We start from the raw sequence: 17,865 nt of genomic DNA, 5'->3' as shown, positions 1-17,865 counted from the left end.
TGCAACACTGTTCAAAAATCACCAATAATTGGGGTGTCGATGGATCATATTCAGGCGATGCGCACCTTTGTGCGGATTATCGAACTGGATAATTTCAGTCGGGCAGCAGAAAAGCTGAATTTACCGCGCGCCACTGTCAGCCATACGATAAAACGGCTCGAGGCGCGTCTTGGCGTCCGACTGTTGCTGCGCACCACGCGTCAGGTACAGGTGACGGCTGAAGGGCGGATTTACTACCAGCGCTGCCTGAGATTGCTGGGGGAGATAGACGAAACGGATACGCTGTTCTCACGCCAGAAATTTCGCCCTTCCGGGCGCACTCGCGTCGATATGCCACACTCACTGGCGCGTGAGATTGTGATTCCCGCACTGCCGCAGTTTTATCAGCGCTACCCGGAGATCACTCTGTGCCTGAGCGCTAATGATGCATCGATCGATGTGCTGCGCGAGGGGGTAGACTGCGTACTGCGGGCCTGGCAGGCGGAAGATGAATCGTTAATTGCACGGCATTTGCCCGCGTTGGAGCAGGTAACCTGTGCGTCGGCAGACTACATTGAGCGCTATGGATTGCCGCAAACGCTGGATGATTTAGCCACACACCAGACAGTGGGCTATTTTTCTCAACGCACGACTCGCCACTATCCGCTGGATTTTATGTCACAGGGGGTGTGCGAGCAGCAAACTCTGCACAGCCAGATTGATGTCAGCGGGGCGGATGTCTACGTGGCGGCGTGTCGCGCCAGGTTGGGACTGATCCAGTCTCCGAGCTATGGCGTGCGGCACTGGCTGGAAAGCGGTGAACTGGTGGAGATTCTGCCTGAGATGCCGCCACCGGATATGCCGTTGTATATAATGTACCCTGCTGGGCATTTCCTGGCACCACGCGTCAGCGTGCTTATCGATTGGCTGCGGGAGTGCTTCGCGCGTCCCTTATAAGGCCAATATGACGATTTTTGCAGCAAACCCAGCACCCAAGCGGAAATAATCATTGACGTTGTTGAGAAAATCTCTAGAATTCGCCCCCGTGGTGACACGATGCAGATCGTGTGACGGTGTTGCGAAGGTGGCGGAATTGGTAGACGCGCTAGCTTCAGGTGTTAGTGTCCTTAGGACGTGAGGGTTCAATTCCCTCTCTTCGCACCATTTCTTAATGCTTTTCCCTTCTTTTTTATTTCTTCGTGTCGATCAAAAATTTTTTCTGGTACTGCGTGACGTATTGCTCGTTATGGCCACGTCGTTTGGAATGCCACCACCAACGCGCTCAATCCGCCCGCCAGCGCAATGTAGGAAGGCAGCAGCAGGTAATGGTGCAAGCGAGGATGGAACAGCATGACGGCGGTCGCCAGCAGCGCAATCGCTACGATCAGCTTCCAACTGTTGAGTTGAAGATCGAGCAGAGCAAGCAATGGCATCAGTGCGGCGGGTAGCAGAATACCCCAGGCACTGCTCAGGCGTTTACCCAGACAACAGCTGGCACTCCATAACCCGCATGCGGTAATCATTGCGGTTAGCATGGCTGCGCTCCTCTATGGATGATGAAACCCATGAATAATGATAATGATATGTGAGTTTATATCATTTACGGACAGGCGTAAACCCCGGCAAGCGATGCCGGGGGAGTAGAAATAATGAAGGGAAACCTGCGGAGAGAGAATCAGTAGATTGACTGATATAGCGCCTTGATTTGCTCCAGTGTCACATTACGTGGGTTGCCGCCGGTTCAAACATCGTCGAAAGCGGCCTGCGCCAACGCCGGAATATCCTCTTCCTTCATGCCCACTTGACGCAGACGTGCTGGGATATCCACAACCTGAGAAAGTTGCTTCACGGCGGAAATGGCGGCTTCCCGCGCTTGCGCGATCGGCATCTCTTGTGCACCCGGGACGCACATTGCAACGGCAATCTGGCGGAATTTATCGCCGGTGTAGTCAGCATGAACGCCATGATATGAGGCAGCAGGATGGCGTTTGCCACGCCGTGCGGGGTGTCATAGAAAACGCCCAACGGGTGTGCCATACCGTGAACCAATCCCACACCCACGTTGGATAAGCCCATGCCGGCGACGTACTGTCCTAAGGCCATTGCCTCCACGCCTACGGCATGGCCTGCCACGGAATCGCGCAGCGAACGGCTGATGATTTCGATGGCCTTCAGATGCAGCATGTCGGCCAGCTCCCACGCGCCTTTGGTGGTAAAACCTTCAATCGCGTGCGTCAAGGCATCCAGGCCGGTTGCCGCCTTCAGTGAGGCGGGCATGCTGGCCATCATGTTGGCATCGATAAACGAGACGATAGGAATGTCATGTGGATCGACGCAGACGAATTTGCGACGTTTTTCTTCGTCGGTGATCACTTAGTTAATCGTGACCTCGGCAGCGGTGCCTGCGGTGGTCGGGATCGCGAAGATTGGTACGCTAGGACGACGCGTGGGCGCAACGCCATCGGCATATTCCGGGTTGTTGATGATGATACCAATCGCCTTACAGGTATCATGTAGCGAACCGCCGCCAATAGCGATCAGGTAATCGGCCTGCGCGGCCTTGTAGCGCTCAATACCTGCGGTCACCACGCGAATAGTGGGATTGGGCACTACGTCATCGTAAACCTCGTAGGGCAGGCCCACTTGATCAAACAGGGTGATCTCTTTACTCACCACACCATATTTCACCAGGTCTTTGTCGGTGACGACCAACGCTTTGTGGAAACCACCCCGGGTTATTTCTTCCACGATATGTTTAATCGCCCCCGCACCAAAATACGAGGTTTCGTTAAGGATCATTCTTTGGGTCATCGTCGTATTCTCCATAACATTCTGATTTTAAAATACCTGTCATACTTCAAGTTGCAGGTGTGTTGGCTGCACTCGCTCACCCGAATCACTTACTTGAGTAAGCTCATCGGGATTCCCTCATTTGCCGCCTTCCTGCAACTCGAATTATTTAGGGTATAGATGCTGAAAAGGGTCGGGTAGCGCAAGCGATCGGGGCGAGAAACGCCCTCATGGCCCGAAATGTTAATCCTCATAGCGTTAGCTTCTATGCCATCAATAACGGAAAGACCGTGATGGATAGCTGATAAATGGACATTACCTTTTTAATCAGTATGGATATGTGACATGAAAATTGCCTTCCCCTCGTTGCCATCAGCAGTGACGCGGTGGCAGTGAGCGCAGGGTGGGTGTGATCGTCGTCATCTTTAGCGTTTTTGGCACCATGACATAATCGTAGCCTTTGGTTGAAATAATCTAATTTCAGCCATTTTTTTGCATTATAAAAACTAATCCATTGCAAGTATCTGTGTGGCGATCATTCTCTAATGATTCGAATGTTTGTGTCATTATTTTTGTTTCAAATGTCTATTATTGGTGTTTTGTTTTAATTAATGATTTTAATTTCGCGGGTTTCGTTGCCTTGTGCTCTGTCGCTCTTTTTGTCTTTCACAGTTGGTATATAGTTTAACTTATAACAAAGGGTGTGGTAGCCCTGTGGAAGAGGTGGTAAGTTCAACGCAAAGAAAGCGTTTGCGTGGCGTGATTCGCGCCGTTCGCAAGGAGAGGTTCGGGAGAAAAAATGACACAGCAAACTCCGTTGTATCAGCAGCATGTCGCCGATGGCGCGAAGATGGTCGACTTTCACGGCTGGATGATGCCGCTGCACTACGGCTCACAGTTGGATGAACATCATAGCGTTAGGCGTCATGCGGGCATGTTCGATGTGTCTCACATGACCACTGTGGATTTACACGGCCCGCGCGTGCGCGAATTCCTGCGTTATCTGCTGGCGAACGACGTTGCCAAACTCACGCAACCGGGCAAGGCGCTTTATACCGGGATGTTAAACGCCTCGGGTGGCGTCATTGACGATCTCATCGTCTACTTTCTGACTGAAACGCATTGCCGGCTGGTGGTGAACTCCGCCATGCGGGAGAAAGATCTGGCCTGGATCGCCGAGCATGCCAAGGCGTTTAACGTGGAGTGGCAGGAACGCGATGAACTAGCGTTGATTGCGGTTCAAGGGCCGTTGGCCCAGGAGAAAGTGCAGGCGTTGCTCAGTGCGGAACAGCGCGCGGCAACGGCGGGCATGAAACCCTTTTTCGGCGCACAACCCGGTGACTATTTTATTGCTACCACCGGGTACACCTGTGAGTCAGGCTATGAAATCGCACTGCCCGCAGAGCAGGCAGTGGCGTTCTGGCAACAACTACTGGCGGCCGGTGTGCAGCCGTGTGGCCTCGGTGCGCGCGATACGTTGCGCCTTGAAGCGGGCATGAGCCTGTATGGTCAGGACATGGACGAAGGCGTTTCACCGCTGGCTGCCAATATGGGCTGGACCATCGTCTGGCAGCCGGAAGACAGGGATTTTATCGGCCGGGAAGCGCTGACCCATCAACGCAGCGAAGGCACTGAGCAGTTGGTCGGACTGGTACTGCGTGAAAAAGGGGTATTGCGCCATGAAATGCCCGTGCGCTTTACCGATGCGAGTGGCACGGTACAGGAAGGCATGATAACCAGCGGTACCTTTTCTCCAACGCTGGGCTTCAGTATTGCACTGGCTCGCGTGCCGCAAGGTATTGGTGAAACGGCGTTGGTGCAAATTCGCCAGCGCGAAGTGCCCGTAGAGGTGACCAAACCGGTATTTATTCGTGGCGGAAAGGCACTGGTTTGACGCCGTCCCGATCTGACCATGATTATTGATTAACGTTAGCGCGATATATGCCGCCACACCTTCGCGTTGCAGGAAGGCGGATATCGCTCGATTCGATACGACGAAGCGATTTTTAAGGAGAGCAGGCAATGAGCAGCACAATCCCAACCGAGTTGAAATACACCTCATCCCATGAGTGGGTCCAGGCCGAAGGTGAGGATGTCTATCGTGTCGGTATTACCGAACATGCCCAGGAACTGTTGGGGGACATGGTTTTTGTCGATTTGCCTGACGTTGGCACGCAGGTTGCGATGGGTGACGACTGCGCTGTTGCTGAGTCGGTCAAGGCCGCCTCAGATATCTATGCGCCGTTGAGCGGTGAGATCGTGGCAGTGAACGATGCGCTGGAAGGGCAGCCGGAACTGGTCAACAGTGCGCCTTATGCCGACGGTTGGCTGTTTAGCATCAAAGCGTCTGATGAAAGCGAATTGAACGACCTGCTGGATGCCACGGCTTATCAGGCGTTGTTAGAAGAAGAAGAATAACCTTGTCACCCCGTGACGGTTTTATCGCGCATCACGGGGTAAATCGATTTGTCAGAATGTAAGACACTGAGCGCAGTCTACCGCGTTCGCACTTGCTGTTTGCCATGAACGTTCACTTGCTATACCCGTCATACTTCAAGTTGCATGTGCTTTGGCTGCACTCGCTTACCCGAATCACTTACTTATGTAAGCTCATCGGGATTCGCTCCCTTGCCGCCTTCCTGCAACTCGAATTATTTAGGCTATATAACAGTTGATTGAAGCAGGAAATACCCCTAATGACTCAGACTCTCAGCCAACTCGAACATGACGCCGCTTTCGTGGAGCGTCACATCGGCCCTACGCCCGCGCAGCAGGCTCACATGCTGGAAACACTCGGTGCGGATTCATTGTCGGCGTTGATTCGACAGATTGTGCCGGCAGATATCCAGTTGCCCAACCCGCCAGCGGTGGGTGATGCGCTGCCCGAGCATCAGGCGTTGGCGGAGCTCAAGTCGATTGCCAGCCGCAACCAGCGCTACAAGAGCTATATCGGCATGGGGTACACCGCTGTGCATATGCCGCCGGTTATCTTGCGTAATCTGCTGGAAAACCAAGACTGGTACACCGCCTATACACCTTATCAGCCTGAAGTCTCGCAAGGGCGGTTAGAAGCCTTACTGAATTTTCAACAGATGACGCAGGACTTGACCGGGCTGGAGCTGGCCTCCGCCTCTCTGCTGGATGAAGCGATGGCAATGGCCAAGCGCGTCAGCAAGCTGAAACAGGCTAACCGCTTCTTCGTGGCAGAGCATGTGCATCCGCAAACGTTGGATGTGGTGCGCACCCGTGCCGAGACCTTTGGTTTTGAAGTAGTGGTCAGAGATGCCGCCGCCGCATTGGAAACGGAAGGCGTGTTTGGCGTGCTGTTGCTGCAGATGAACACCTATGGTGAAGTGCATGATTATCGTGATCTTATCGCGCAACTGAATGCGCGCAAGATCATCGTTAGCGTCGCCGCTGATATCATGGTTCTGGTGCTGCTGGTCGCGCCGGGCAAGCAGGGAGCCGATATTGTGTTTGGCTCCGCCCAGCGTTTTGATGTGCCGATGGGCTACGGTGGTCCGCATGCGGCCTTCTTCGCCTGCAAGGATGAGTATAAACGCGCCATGCCGGGGCGTATTATCGGCGTTTCGCGTGATGCGGCAGGTAACACGGCGCTGCGTATGGCGATGCAGACGCGTGAGCAACACATCCGCCGCGAAAAAGCCAACTCCAACATCTGCACCTCTCAGGTGCTGCTGGCGAATATCGCCGGTTTCTATGCGGTTTATCATGGGCCGCAGGGGCTCAAGCGTATCGCTGAACGTATTCATCGTTTAACCGATATTCTGTCCGCTGGGTTGCAGCAGGGCGGCTTGAAACTGTGGCACACCACCTGGTTTGATACGCTGGCGGTTGAGGTCACAGACAAGAACGCCATCATCGCCCGCGCGCAGAATGCCGGGATCAACCTGCGCACCGATCTCTATCACGGGGTCGGTATCACGCTGGATGAAACCACCACTCGAGAAGATGTCGCTGTGTTGTTTGACGTGCTGCTGGGAGACAGATCACGGTCTGTCCATTGCTGCGCTGGATGCCGTACTCAGCGGCGGCTCATCATCCATCCCTGCTGTGCTATTGCGCACGGATGCCATTCTTACCCACCCGGTGTTCAACCGTTATCACAGCGAAACCGAGATGATGCGTTATCTGCATCGCTTGGCGCATAAAGATCTAGCGCTAAATCGTGCCATGATCCCGCTGGGTTCCTGCACCATGAAGCTGAACGCGGCGGCGGAAATGCTGCCGATCACCTGGCCTGAATTTGCTGAACTGCATCCGTTCTGCCCGCCGGAACAGGCACAAGGTTATCGTTTGATGATCGAACAGCTTTCCGGTTGGCTGGTGCAACTCACTGGCTATGATGCCGTGTGTATGCAGCCCAACTCGGGTGCGCAGGGCGAGTATGCCGGTTTGCTGGCCATTCGCCGCTACCATGAGAGCCGAGGTGACGATCAGCGCACGCTGTGTCTGATTCCAAGCTCTGCGCACGGCACTAACCCGGCATCGGCACAGATGGCCGGGATGGCGGTAGAGGTGGTGGCTTGTGACAAACAAGGGAATATCGATCTGCACGATCTTCGGGAGAAGGCCGCGCAGGCGGGCGATCGCCTTTCCTGCATTATAGTGACCTATCCTTCCACGCACGGTGTCTATGAAGAGACCATTCGTGAAGTGTGTCAGATTGTCCATCAACACGGCGGACAGGTGTATCTGGACGGCGCGAACATGAACGCGCAGGTAGGTATCACCACGCCGGGCTACATTGGCGCGGATTGTGTCGCACCTTAACCTGCATAAAACGTTCTGCATTCCGCACGGTGGCGACGGGCCGGGCATGGGGCCGATCGGGGTGAAAGCGCATCTGGCACCGTTCGTGCCGGGGCATCAGGTGGTGCACATTGATGGTTTGCTCACCACGCAGGGCGCGGTATCTGCTGCACCTTTTGGTAGCGCGTCCATTCTGCCTATCAGTTGGATGTATATCCGTATGATGGGTGCTGAAGGGCTGAAGAATGCCAGTCAGGTGGCGATCCTCAATGCCAACTACATTGCAACGCGTTTGAAGGACGCTTATCCGGTACTGTACACCGGCCGTGATGGCCGTGTGGGGCACGAGTGTATTCTAGATATTCGTCCGCTGAAAGAGAGCACCGGCATCAGCGAAATGGATATCGCCAAGCGTTTGATCGACTATGGCTTCCACGCGCCGACCATGTCGTTCCCGGTGGCGGGAACGCTGATGGTAGAGCCGACGGAATCAGAAAGTCAGGTCGAGCTGGATCGCTTTATTGATGCAATGCTGGCGATCCGTGCAGAAATTCAGCGGGTGGCGCAAGGTGAATGGCCGCTGGAGGACAACCCGTTGGTGAATGCACCGCATACCCAGCAGGAGATGGTCAGTAAGTGGTCGCATCCCTACAGTCGCGAACTGGCGGTGTTCCCGGCGGGGGCTGAGCATAAATACTGGCCGAGCGTAAAACGCCTCGATGACGTGTACGGCGATCGCAACCTGTTCTGCTCTTGCGTACCGATTGGCGATTACGCGTAGCTTCCTGCGCAATGACTCGCACTCTCTAGTCATCCTCGGCGAAAGCCGGGGATCTCTGTTAGAAGAAAAGTGTTTCATCTGTAAGAGATTCCCACCTGCGCGGGAATGACGGAGGTAGGCAAGCCGGAGAATTACCCCAACCACCCCTTGGCCTGCGTGGTTTCCAGATGATCTTTCAGGTAGCGCCACAGTTCGGGATTGATCTCGGCGATAAAGCTGGCGCGTCCCAATACTTGCTCCAGTCGGATGCCGTTTTCCACCCAGCTTTGCCCACCGTTATGCAGGTTCATCAGGATAGGCATAATGCGGTCGATCATCAGTGCAAAACGCGCGTTCGTGGTGTCACCCGCTTCATATTCTTGCCACAGTTGCAGAAAATGCTGACGTTGCGGTTCGGGCAGTAGGCCAAATAACCGAACCGCAGCGGCTTCTTCCTGCGCCTGAATCGCTTCTCGAGCGCTCAGATCGTAGACCATCACGTCGCCAGCATCGATCTCGACGATATCATGCACCAAGGCCATTTGAATCACGCGCTGAATATCCACGTCCTGACTGGCGTAGGGTGCCAGGCTCATCGCGGCAACGGCAAAGTGCCAACTGTGCTCTGCGGAATCTTCGTGACGGGAACTGCCGATGATTTTTGAACGACGCTGTACGCTTTTTAGCTTATCAATTTCCATCAGGAAACCAACTACTTCGGTCAGCGTACCGAACTCGAGAGTGGGTAAAGCCAGGGACATCAAAACCACCTTACATCCATTGATGTGTCAAACGCGGCTGTATCAAACACTGCGCAGTCAAACAAAACCGGCTCATTGTAGGGGAAGCTGGTGAGAATTTACACGCTTTATTCCGCGATGATGTCCCTTTGGCACTGACTATTCCCTCTGATAACAGACCCTTCGGGAGGGGAAATTGTCGACTATCGTTATAGTCAAGGCACAAAACAATCTGCTTTACTGGTCTTCCCAAACGCACTGTGCGCAATGCATAAGGCGAGGTTGGCATTGAGTCCGTGACAGGGCGAAGTAAAAATCACAATAAAAGCGCTAATAATAAGGGGGCAAGATGCCTATTCGTATCATTCGACGCACGATCAAATATGCGGTGGTTATCGTGTTGGCCATTGCGTTGACATTTCTGGTTATTCGGGTGTTTGACTCACAACGGGGACCCGCACTGGCTCCCTGGCATATTTATGTGCCGACAGAGATGACGCCTGACCAACTCGATCGTGCCAACTGGGAGCAGTATTTGGCTCATGAGGAGCGCTTGTTTCAGCAGGTGACCCAGACGCTGGACAGGGATGAGCAGGTTGCCTTAAACCGCTATTTTGTCGGCAGCCCTGTTTATCCCGGGCGCTTCGCTCATAACTGGAACCACTCTTATGAACTGATGCCGGAAGGGGAACCCAAAGGTGCAGTGGTGCTTTTGCATGGGCTAACCGACTCTCCCTACAGTATGCGAAATGTGGCTGAGCTTTATCGTCAGCACGGCTTTGTCGCTATCGGGCTGCGTATTCCGGCGCACGGCACTGTGCCCGGAGCGTTAACCAAAGTCCGTTGGGAAGATTGGTTGGCTGCCACGCGTTTAGCGGTGCGTGAGGCTGCGCGTTTTGTTACGCCTGCGAACGGTGGAGAACGCTTACCGTTGCATATCGTTGGTTTTTCTAACGGCGGGGCGCTCATGCTGAAATACGCCCTCGATACGCTCAGCGATCCTAAGTTGCCCAAGGCGGATCGTCTGGTCCTGATTTCTCCGATGATTGGCATTACGGCTTACGCGCGTTTTGCTGGTTTGGCCGGGTTACCCGCGATATTCCCGCCGTTTGCCAAAGCGGCCTGGCTCGGTATTGTGCCGGAATTCAACCCGTTCAAGTACAACTTGTTCCCGGTGAACGGTGCGCGCCAGTCTTATCTGCTCACCAGCGTTTTGCAGTCACAGTTGGAGCAGGAAGCGCGGCAGCGCAGGCTGTCGGAACTGCCGCCGATTTTAACCTTCCAGTTGGTAATAGATTTTACCGTCAGCACGCGGGCGGTGATCAGCGCCTTCTATAATCTGTTTCCGAAAAACGACAATGATTTAGTGCTGTTTGATGTCAACCGCACCATCAATTTTGGTCTGTTACTGCGGGATGCGTCAGCGTCGGCGATTGGGCAATGGTTGCCGCCGACCCCCCGTTTGTACGGCACCACGGTGATCACTAACGCATCGGTACAAAGCGCAAAGGCGGTCGCCTTTGACACCAAAGCAGGCAGCATGGAGGTCACGCGCCGCGATCTTGGAATGGATTACCCCGAAGATGTCTACTCGTTATCGTACGTAGCGCTGCCATTTTCTGACAGCGATTCGCTTTATGGCCGTTTCTCTACGCCACCGTATGAGTTTGGTATTCCACTCGGGCGTATTGCCGAGCGCGGAGAACGCGGGGTGTTGATTCTTGATTTGGATACGTTGTTGCGCCTTTCCTCCAACCCCTTCTATTACTACATGATGCAGCGTATTGATGATGTTATTCCTGGCGAAAGGGAACCGGGGCCAATGCCAGGTTCGGTTCAAGCGCAGTAGCGCGGCGGATCGAATAATAGTTTCAGCATACACTTGTACACTGAAACTATTCTCGATTACACTCTTCCCGATGAGATTGCATGAAGTTTGTACAGCCAATCGTGCCGGGAGCAAAAACGGAATATGGTGAAATCAGAAAGTAATGCGGGTTATACGTTGGCGGAAGAGATAGCCAACAATATCAGTCACGGTGCTGGCGTGGTGTTGGGGATTGTCGGGTTGGTGCTGCTGGTGCAAGCGGTGGACAATGGCGCGACGAGCATGGCTATCGCCAGCTACAGTTTGTACGGCGGCACCATTATTCTGCTGTTTCTGGCCTCTACGCTCTACCATGCAATTCCCAGCCCGTGGGCTAAACCCTGGCTCAAACGGTTCGATCACTGTGCCATCTATCTGTTGATAGCGGGCACCTACACGCCGTTTTTGTTGGTGGGGATGGATTCGTCGTTGGCGCGTGGCTTGATGATTGTCATCTGGAGCATGGCGCTGGTGGGCGTGTTATTTAAACTGGCCTTTGCACATCGCTTTGAAGTGTTGTCGCTGGTGACGTATCTGGTGATGGGATGGCTATCACTGATTGTGATTTATCAGTTGGTGCAGGTGTTAGCACCAGGTGGTGTCACCCTACTGGCGGTGGGCGGTGCAGTATATACCTTAGGCGTGGTTTTTTATGTGTGTAAACGTATTCCCTATAACCACGCCATCTGGCATGGCTTTGTGCTGGGTGGCAGTCTGTGCCATTTTCTGGCGATCTACCTTTACGTTTAGCCGCTAAATATCACTCTGGCACCGTTTCTTGATGAAACAGAAACGGTGCTCAGTGGCGAAATTATTCAGACAATGAATAGGGCAGTGGTTGCAGACTCAACTGACTTTCCGCTGCGTCGCGCACGCGCAATATGCTATCCGCTTCCAGATCGTTATTCAGTACCGCTTGCACCCACAGTGTGCCATCGCTTAACTGGCTGGCGGCGAGTATCGTACCGGTGCGACGCCAGTTTTCACCCATTTTCAGTTCCAGGCCTTCGCACACTTCTGGCACGCGCGGTGAAGTGCCTGCCAGCCAATAGAGTGCCCGCTTGTTGGCACCGCGAAATTTTGCCTGCGCCACCATCTCCTGACCGGTGTAGCAGCCTTTATTAAAACTGATGCCGTTAAGTGCCTGTATATTCGTTGCTTGCGGGATGAACTGCGCGCTGTTTACGTTGTCAATAATCGGCAGTGCGGATTCAATATCCAGTGCCAGCCACTGTTGACTGTCGGCCCATTGCACGCTGTCTGCCAGTGTGGTACTCAGCGCGGCGGCACCTTCGTCGTTCAGTACCAGAAGGAAACGCTCAGCAGGAAGGGTAAAATGCAGCAGTGTACCGAAGGGGTGGCTGACAACGGGATGCTCACTGCCCGGTAGTGCAGAGAAGACCTCGGCTAAACGTTGGCGTATAGTGCTTCCCGCAGCACCGATAAGCTGGAGATTGTCCTCTGCGGCGATAGTGGTTTTGGCAAAGACGGCGTATTTTTTTAACTCGTTTAACTGCGTATCACGCAGATTGCGACGTACCAGATAGGCGAAGCCATCGTTGTGGGCAAACAGGCGCAGTGCGCTCCACATTTTGCCCTTGGCATCACAATGACCGCAAAGTACATGTTGATCGGGGGCTAACGCATTAACATCGGCCGTCACCTGGCCTTGCAGGTAAGTGCGTGTGTCCGGGCCGGTAAGCGTCACCAGTGCCCAGTCATCAAGTGCTATCAGCGTAGCGGGAAGCTGCCCCGAGGCCGTGATGGCGGTTTGTGCAGCAAAGGGAAGTGGGGTTGCCATGTAACCATCCTCGCGAAGGTTTGCGTTTGGCCTAATAGTAAAAGAGCTTGCAGGGTTTGCAAGCAGTTATTCGTGCCATTGCCCCCATGATTTTCAGTTAGCATATTTGAAAGCGTTACTGAGCGTGCGCACGATCGATGACCTTCTGCGCGATACGCTGATATGCGCTAAAATATGTCAAAATGTTACATTTAGTTGAGTGTTTATCTAGACATCCGAGCCAACTACACGTTGGCGTCGATAAAAAGTAGGAAAAGCAATGGATATCGATAATAAGGCGCGAATTCACTGGGCGTGCCGCCGAGGAATGCGAGAATTGGATATCGCCATCATGCCCTTTTTTGAACATGAGTATGATGTGCTAAACGATGATGACAAACGCGCTTTTGTGCGTTTATTGCAGTGCGATGACCCTGACCTGTTCAACTGGTTGATGAACCACGGTGAACCGGAAGATGGGGAACTGAAACGCATGATCTCTCTTATTCAGACGCGAAATAAAGATCGTGGCCCTGTGGCGCTGTGATTTACGCGTCTCCTGGCGCATGCAGGTATTTTCTTTGCTGGTGCACGGGTTGTTGTTGCTGTTGATTCTGCTGGCACCGTGGCCGGACGGTTATGCGGTGCTCTGGCTATCGCTGATGACGCTGGTGGTGTTCGGGTTTATCCGTAGCCAGCGTAATATCAAAGCGCGTCACGGTGAAATCGTGTTGCAGGCTGAAGCAAACCTTGAGTGGCAGCATCATCGCTGGCACATTATCCGCCGTCCGTGGATGTTGAAAAACGGTATCTTACTGTCGCTTCGGCGCAGTGATGGCAAGCAGAGTCAGCGGCTCTGGCTGGCATCCGACAACATGGATAAGCAGGAATGGCGGCATTTGCGTCAGCTGTTGTTGGAGAGTAAAGCGTGGGCGGGAGAAAACCCGGACGCACCGTAGTTTCAGTTTCAGCCAGCAGCACGCTGTCGGCTGATGTCTATCGGGATATCTCCCGACGATTACAACTGCTCTGCCATTTCCTGTAAAATCTGCTCGCACCACTGCTGCAAGCGTTCATCGCTCAGGTCATACTGATTCACTTCATCAAGCGCCAGCCCGACAAAGTGTTTCCCATCCGGTGTGAGCGGTTTGGTGGTAGTGAACTCATAGCCTTCGGTGGACCAATAGCCAATAAAGGTTGCGCCGCTTGTGGCCAACTGCTGATGCAACATACCGAGCGCGTCAAGGAACCATTCACCGTAGCCTAACTGGTCACCCATGCCATACAGCGCAACGATTTTCCCTTGTAGATTCAACGAGGATAACTGTCTCCAAATGGCTTCCCAATCTTCCGGAATCTCACCGAAATCCCACGTTGGGATACCCAGAATCAGTAATTCATACCCTTCCATCTTCTGCGGATCGACATATTTCACGTTATGCAGGTCGACCAGCGATTCACCCAAAATATCGCGAATCTTTTCCGCTGCCATCTCGGTGTAGCAGGTGCTGGAGCCGTAGAACAAACCAATTTTCATATGCAATTGCAGCGTATTAAACAAACTTGCCATTAGCCTAACCGAATCTTACAGCGAGGTATATATCCGTCATACTTCAAGTTGCAGGTGCGTTGGCTGCGTTCATTCACTGCTTTCTTGTAACTCGAATTATTTAGGGCATCGCTTTGTCATTCCCGCGAAGGTGGGAATCTCTTGCAGAAGAAACGCGTTTTTTTCTTAGAGAGATCCCCGGCTTTCGCCGAGGATGACGAGGCGTAAGGTGAGTTGTCAGCAGATTGCGAGTGAAGGATTACTCTTCACCCGTATTCACGCTTGCCTGTGAGGCTTAACCAAGCGTTTGGTGACGCGTTTCTTTGGTCAGCAGTAATGCGATAAGCGTTAAAGATGCCATAGCGAACAGGTAAACACCCACGTAGAACAGCCCGTAGTTGGCGGTCAGCCTGGCGGCGATATAAGGCGCAACCGATGCTCCCAGAATCGACGAGACGTTATAGGAGAACGAGGCACCGGTATAACGCACTTCAGTGGGGAACAGTTCAGGCAGCAACGCGCCCATCGGGCCGAAGGTTAAGCCCATCAGGCCCAGCCCTAGCACCAGAAACAGCATCACCAACGGTTGGCTGCCAGAACCTAACAGGGACGGGAACAGCATCGCGAACACCTGCATGCCGCAGGTAACCACAATCATGGTCTTGCGGCGGCCATAGGCATCTGCCAGCAGCCCGGCAACCGGGATCTGCAGACCAAAGGCGATAACCGCTACCATCAGCATCCACAGGAAGCTGTTACGCGAGAAACCCAGCCCTTTGGGGATTGGCGAGGTGCCATAGGTCATGGAATAGATCGTCATGATGTAGAACAGCATATAGGTGGCAAGCATGATGAAGGTGCCAAGAATGGTGGCTTTCAGGTGCTTGTTCAGCAGCGTTCCCAGAGGAATGCGGACTTTCTTGCCCGCTTCGATAGCTTTGGTAAACACGGGCGCTTCGTGCAGAGAGACACGCACATACAGGCCGATCAAGACCAATACCGCAGAGGCAACGAAAGGCACGCGCCATCCCCAGGTCATGAACTGTTCTTCGCTTAACAACCAGGAGAGCAGCAGGAACGTGCCGTTGGCGAAGAAGAAGCCGATCGGTGCGCCCAACTGCGGGAATGAGCCATACAGTGCGCGCTTGTGGGCTGGTGAGTTTTCGGTAGCCAGCAATGCTGCACCGCCCCATTCACCACCCAGACTCAGACCTTGACCAAAACGCGCCAATGCCAGCAGCAACGGTGCGAAAATGCGTAGGTCGGCAGCAGGCCGATCAGCACAGTAGAGATCCCCATGGTCAGCAGGGAAGCAACCAGCGTCACCTTACGGCCGACGCGGTCACCGAAGTGACCAAATAGTGCAGAACCGATCGGACGTGCCACAAAGGCAATAGCAAAGGTTGCAAGCGACTGTAGCGTCGCGGCGGTCGGATCGCCCTGCGGGAATAAGATGTGCGGGAAAATCAGCACAGCGGCAGTGGCATAGATATAAAAATCGAAAAATTCGATCTCGGTTCCGATCAATGAAGCGATAACAACCTTACTGCGCGAGTTAACCGGGGCTGCGTCCGCCTCTGCATCGAGAGTGGGCGTGATGGTGGCTTGCATAGGACTCTATTATCTTTTTTTATCGACAGAACTGTCATTCTAGTCACAGAAAAAAAAAGCATTTCAATGCTAGCCCAAAAAGTGAAAAAGCGGCTACAGAGCCTGCTTTGGCGAGTTGCGCGATTGTAAATACTTCCTGTGATATAAGTTATGCGTTACCCTATTTTGTAGTGCAGAGCGGTGAATAATGCAGCATAAAATAAATTTGCATAAAAAATCGGCGGCGCGAATTCAGGTGATGATCCTGCCCTTTTTACCGTCACTTCGGGCATAATAACGCCAGGGTTTTACCCTGCACGCCGTACAGCGAGGAGAAGCGTATGCAAGCACAGGGTCGGGCACACATCGAACAGTTTCTTGAAGCTATGTGGCTGGAACGAAACCTGGCTGATAACACGCTGACCTCTTACCGGCGAGATTTAACCGCACTGGCCGATTGGTTGGAGCATGCTGATAGTGATTTATTGCAGGTGCAGGCGCTGGATCTGCAAGCTTATCTTGCCGAACGCGTGGAAGGGGGATACAAAGCGACCAGTTCGGCGCGTTTGCTGAGTGCCATGCGTCGCTTTTTTCAGTATTTATACCGGGAAAAACGGCGTAGTGACGACCCCAGCGCGGTATTATCTTCTCCCAAATTGCCCCAGCGCTTGCCCAAAGATCTCAGCGAAGCGCAGGTGAGTGCGTTGTTGCAAGCGCCCTGTGTGGATGAACCGCTTGAGCTGCGTGATAAAGCCATGCTTGAGGTGCTTTATGCCACCGGGCTACGCGTCTCGGAACTGGTGGGGCTGACCATTGCAGATGTCAGTTTACGCCAAGGCGTCGTGCGGGTGATTGGTAAAGGTAATAAAGAACGGCTGGTGCCGCTGGGGGAAGAGGCTATTTATTGGCTGGAGCGCTACCTCGAGCACGGCAGGCCCTGGCTGCTGAACGGACAAACGCTTGATGTGCTGTTTCCAAGTTCCAGAGCGCAGCAGATGACGCGCCAAACCTTTTGGCACCGTATCAAACACTATGCCGTGCTGGCATCCATTGACAGTGAGAAGCTTTCACCGCATGTTTTACGCCATGCATTCGCTACGCACTTGCTGAACTACGGGGCTGATTTGCGTGTCGTACAGATGTTGTTGGGGCATAGCGATCTTTCAACAACGCAAATTTATACGCACGTTGCCACTGAACGGCTGAAGCAGTTGCATCAACAGCATCATCCGCGCGCCTGACAGTGCAGGCGACATAAGGGCCAGACGGCTGAACACGCCCTTTACAGGCGGAATACACCATGAACGGGACTGAATACGATGAAAAAAGGGCTAATGGCGCTTTCTTTACTGCTCGCGGCGACTAGTAGCGCAGTACACGCCGACGACGCGGCGATTAAACAGACACTGACCAAACTGGGCATTGAAAAGATGGAGATCCAGCCTGCGCCCGTCGCTGGCCTTAAAACGGTGCTGACGAAAAGTGGCGTGCTCTACGTAACGGAAGATGGTAAACATTTGCTGCAAGGGCCGCTTTACGCCGTGGATGGCGGCACGCCGGTGAACGTGACCAACCAGATCCTGAAAGGAAAACTGGATGCCTTGCAGGATCAAATGATCGTCTACAAAGCGGCGCAGGAAAAACATGTGATTACTGTTTTCACCGATATTACCTGCGGTTACTGCCACAAACTGCATGAGCAGATGAAAGACTATAACGATCTGGGTATTACCATCCGTTATCTGGCTTTACCGCGTCAGGGGCTGAATTCGCCAACGGAAAAAGACATGCAGTCTATCTGGTGCACTGCCAACCGTAACAAGGCGTATGACGCTGCGTCGCGCGGTGAAGCTATCTCCCCGGCAACCTGCAAGACCGATATCGGTGCGCATTACGAGCTGGGTATCCAGTTTGGTGTGCAAGGCACGCCAGCGATCGTGCTGGAGGACGGCACCGTGGTTCCGGGTTATCAGGCACCGAAAGAGATGTTAGCTATGCTGAACGCTCATCGGGCTGCGGCCAAACTGGGCGTATAAA

At 53.5% G+C, this 17,865-nt stretch carries 13 protein-coding genes, 1 tRNA gene and 3 pseudogenes; 11 read left to right on the top strand and 6 right to left on the bottom strand.

From position 1 onward, the window contains the following. The first annotated feature begins 39 nt into the window (after positions 1 to 39). Both CS369_RS13870 and CS369_RS13865 read left to right on the top strand, forming a co-directional pair. On the top strand, positions 40 to 936 hold the full coding sequence (locus CS369_RS13870; protein WP_196907554.1) for a LysR family transcriptional regulator: 897 nt from the start codon (positions 40 to 42) through the stop codon (positions 934 to 936). 121 nt (positions 937 to 1,057) lie between these two features. Continuing rightward, positions 1,058 to 1,143: transfer RNA gene (locus CS369_RS13865), tRNA-Leu, on the top strand. A gap of 80 nt (positions 1,144 to 1,223) precedes the next feature. On the opposite strand, the gene CS369_RS13860 is transcribed toward CS369_RS13865, so the two are convergent. Together CS369_RS13860 and fucO are read right to left on the bottom strand one after the other, a co-directional pair. Beyond that, entirely contained in the window at positions 1,224 to 1,514 is a 291-nt protein-coding gene (locus tag CS369_RS13860; RefSeq protein WP_196907552.1) for a DUF1435 family protein, read from the bottom strand. Positions 1,515 to 1,654: 140 nt separating this feature from the next. Continuing rightward, positions 1,655 to 2,790, bottom strand: a pseudogene (gene fucO / locus CS369_RS13855) (lactaldehyde reductase). A gap of 778 nt (positions 2,791 to 3,568) precedes the next feature. Between fucO and gcvT the strand changes: the two are divergent. The 3 genes and pseudogenes from gcvT (at position 3,569) to gcvP (ending at position 8,323) form a co-directional block, all read left to right on the top strand. Next, entirely contained in the window at positions 3,569 to 4,663 is a 1,095-nt protein-coding gene (gene gcvT, locus CS369_RS13850) for a glycine cleavage system aminomethyltransferase GcvT (RefSeq protein ID WP_196907550.1), read from the top strand. A gap of 128 nt (positions 4,664 to 4,791) precedes the next feature. Next, positions 4,792 to 5,187: a glycine cleavage system protein GcvH gene (gcvH, locus tag CS369_RS13845; RefSeq protein WP_196907549.1), complete on the top strand. Its 396-nt coding sequence runs from the start codon at positions 4,792 to 4,794 to the stop codon at positions 5,185 to 5,187. A 278-nt stretch (positions 5,188 to 5,465) separates the two neighbouring features. Further along, a pseudogene (gene gcvP, locus CS369_RS13840) lies at positions 5,466 to 8,323 on the top strand (aminomethyl-transferring glycine dehydrogenase). A 131-nt stretch (positions 8,324 to 8,454) separates the two neighbouring features. Here gcvP and CS369_RS13835 read toward each other — a convergent pair. Then, entirely contained in the window at positions 8,455 to 9,063 is a 609-nt protein-coding gene (locus tag CS369_RS13835) for an HD family hydrolase (protein WP_196907547.1), read from the bottom strand. 328 nt (positions 9,064 to 9,391) lie between these two features. Between CS369_RS13835 and CS369_RS13830 the strand changes: the two genes are divergently transcribed. Together CS369_RS13830 and CS369_RS13825 are read left to right on the top strand one after the other, a co-directional pair. Further along, on the top strand, positions 9,392 to 10,891 hold the full coding sequence (locus tag CS369_RS13830) for a carboxylesterase (protein WP_196907546.1): 1,500 nt from the start codon (positions 9,392 to 9,394) through the stop codon (positions 10,889 to 10,891). 123 nt (positions 10,892 to 11,014) lie between these two features. Beyond that, the gene (locus tag CS369_RS13825) at positions 11,015 to 11,659 is read left to right on the top strand and encodes a hemolysin III family protein (protein WP_196907544.1); all 645 of its coding nucleotides are present in this window, start codon (positions 11,015 to 11,017) and stop codon (positions 11,657 to 11,659) included. 61 nt (positions 11,660 to 11,720) lie between these two features. On the opposite strand, the gene ygfZ is transcribed toward CS369_RS13825, so the two are convergent. Next, entirely contained in the window at positions 11,721 to 12,710 is a 990-nt protein-coding gene (gene ygfZ / locus CS369_RS13820) for a tRNA-modifying protein YgfZ (protein ID WP_196907543.1), read from the bottom strand. A gap of 259 nt (positions 12,711 to 12,969) precedes the next feature. On the opposite strand from ygfZ, the gene sdhE reads away from it, so the two are divergent. Both sdhE and CS369_RS13810 read left to right on the top strand, forming a co-directional pair. Next, on the top strand, positions 12,970 to 13,236 hold the full coding sequence (gene sdhE / locus CS369_RS13815; protein ID WP_196907542.1) for an FAD assembly factor SdhE: 267 nt from the start codon (positions 12,970 to 12,972) through the stop codon (positions 13,234 to 13,236). Continuing rightward, a complete protein-coding gene (locus CS369_RS13810) occupies positions 13,217 to 13,648 on the top strand; it encodes a protein YgfX (protein WP_196907541.1) in 432 nt (143 codons plus the stop codon). The genes sdhE and CS369_RS13810 overlap by 20 nt, the downstream gene beginning before the upstream one ends. Before the next feature lie 59 nt (positions 13,649 to 13,707). Here CS369_RS13810 and fldB read toward each other — a convergent pair whose 3' ends face one another. Both fldB and CS369_RS13800 read right to left on the bottom strand, forming a co-directional pair. Further along, positions 13,708 to 14,226 (bottom strand): flavodoxin FldB, encoded by a 519-nt coding sequence (gene fldB / locus CS369_RS13805; RefSeq protein ID WP_196907570.1) that lies wholly within the window; start codon positions 14,224 to 14,226, stop codon positions 13,708 to 13,710. Positions 14,227 to 14,533: 307 nt separating this feature from the next. Then, a pseudogene (locus CS369_RS13800) lies at positions 14,534 to 15,849 on the bottom strand (MFS transporter). A gap of 320 nt (positions 15,850 to 16,169) precedes the next feature. Between CS369_RS13800 and xerD the strand changes: the two are divergent. After that, complete coding sequence (gene xerD / locus CS369_RS13795; protein WP_196907540.1) at positions 16,170 to 17,069, top strand: site-specific tyrosine recombinase XerD; 900 nt, start codon at positions 16,170 to 16,172, stop codon at positions 17,067 to 17,069. A 78-nt stretch (positions 17,070 to 17,147) separates the two neighbouring features. Then, on the top strand, positions 17,148 to 17,864 hold the full coding sequence (dsbC, locus tag CS369_RS13790; RefSeq protein WP_196907539.1) for a bifunctional protein-disulfide isomerase/oxidoreductase DsbC: 717 nt from the start codon (positions 17,148 to 17,150) through the stop codon (positions 17,862 to 17,864). Position 17,865: the final 1 nt, after the last annotated feature.

The sequence above is a fragment of the Candidatus Symbiopectobacterium sp. 'North America' genome (assembly GCF_015762685.1).
Lineage (GTDB): Bacteria > Pseudomonadota > Gammaproteobacteria > Enterobacterales > Enterobacteriaceae > Symbiopectobacterium.
The sequence above is the reverse complement of the archived record's forward strand: the minus strand, read 5'-3'. Positions and strand labels throughout refer to the sequence as shown.

Excerpts from the sequence above, each read along its gene's own strand:
- CS369_RS13870 (WP_196907554.1), top strand. The coding sequence starts at position 40 with ATGGATCATATTCAGGCGATGCGCACCTTTGTGCGGATTATCGAACTG.
- CS369_RS13860 (WP_196907552.1), bottom strand. The coding sequence starts at position 1,514 with ATGCTAACCGCAATGATTACCGCATGCGGGTTATGGAGTGCCAGCTGT.
- gcvT (WP_196907550.1), top strand. The coding sequence starts at position 3,569 with ATGACACAGCAAACTCCGTTGTATCAGCAGCATGTCGCCGATGGCGCG.
- gcvH (WP_196907549.1), top strand. The coding sequence starts at position 4,792 with ATGAGCAGCACAATCCCAACCGAGTTGAAATACACCTCATCCCATGAG.
- CS369_RS13835 (WP_196907547.1), bottom strand. The coding sequence starts at position 9,063 with ATGTCCCTGGCTTTACCCACTCTCGAGTTCGGTACGCTGACCGAAGTA.
- CS369_RS13830 (WP_196907546.1), top strand. The coding sequence starts at position 9,392 with ATGCCTATTCGTATCATTCGACGCACGATCAAATATGCGGTGGTTATC.
- CS369_RS13825 (WP_196907544.1), top strand. The coding sequence starts at position 11,015 with ATGGTGAAATCAGAAAGTAATGCGGGTTATACGTTGGCGGAAGAGATA.
- ygfZ (WP_196907543.1), bottom strand. The coding sequence starts at position 12,710 with ATGGCAACCCCACTTCCCTTTGCTGCACAAACCGCCATCACGGCCTCG.
- sdhE (WP_196907542.1), top strand. The coding sequence starts at position 12,970 with ATGGATATCGATAATAAGGCGCGAATTCACTGGGCGTGCCGCCGAGGA.
- fldB (WP_196907570.1), bottom strand. The coding sequence starts at position 14,226 with ATGAAAATTGGTTTGTTCTACGGCTCCAGCACCTGCTACACCGAGATG.
- xerD (WP_196907540.1), top strand. The coding sequence starts at position 16,170 with ATGCAAGCACAGGGTCGGGCACACATCGAACAGTTTCTTGAAGCTATG.
- dsbC (WP_196907539.1), top strand. The coding sequence starts at position 17,148 with ATGAAAAAAGGGCTAATGGCGCTTTCTTTACTGCTCGCGGCGACTAGT.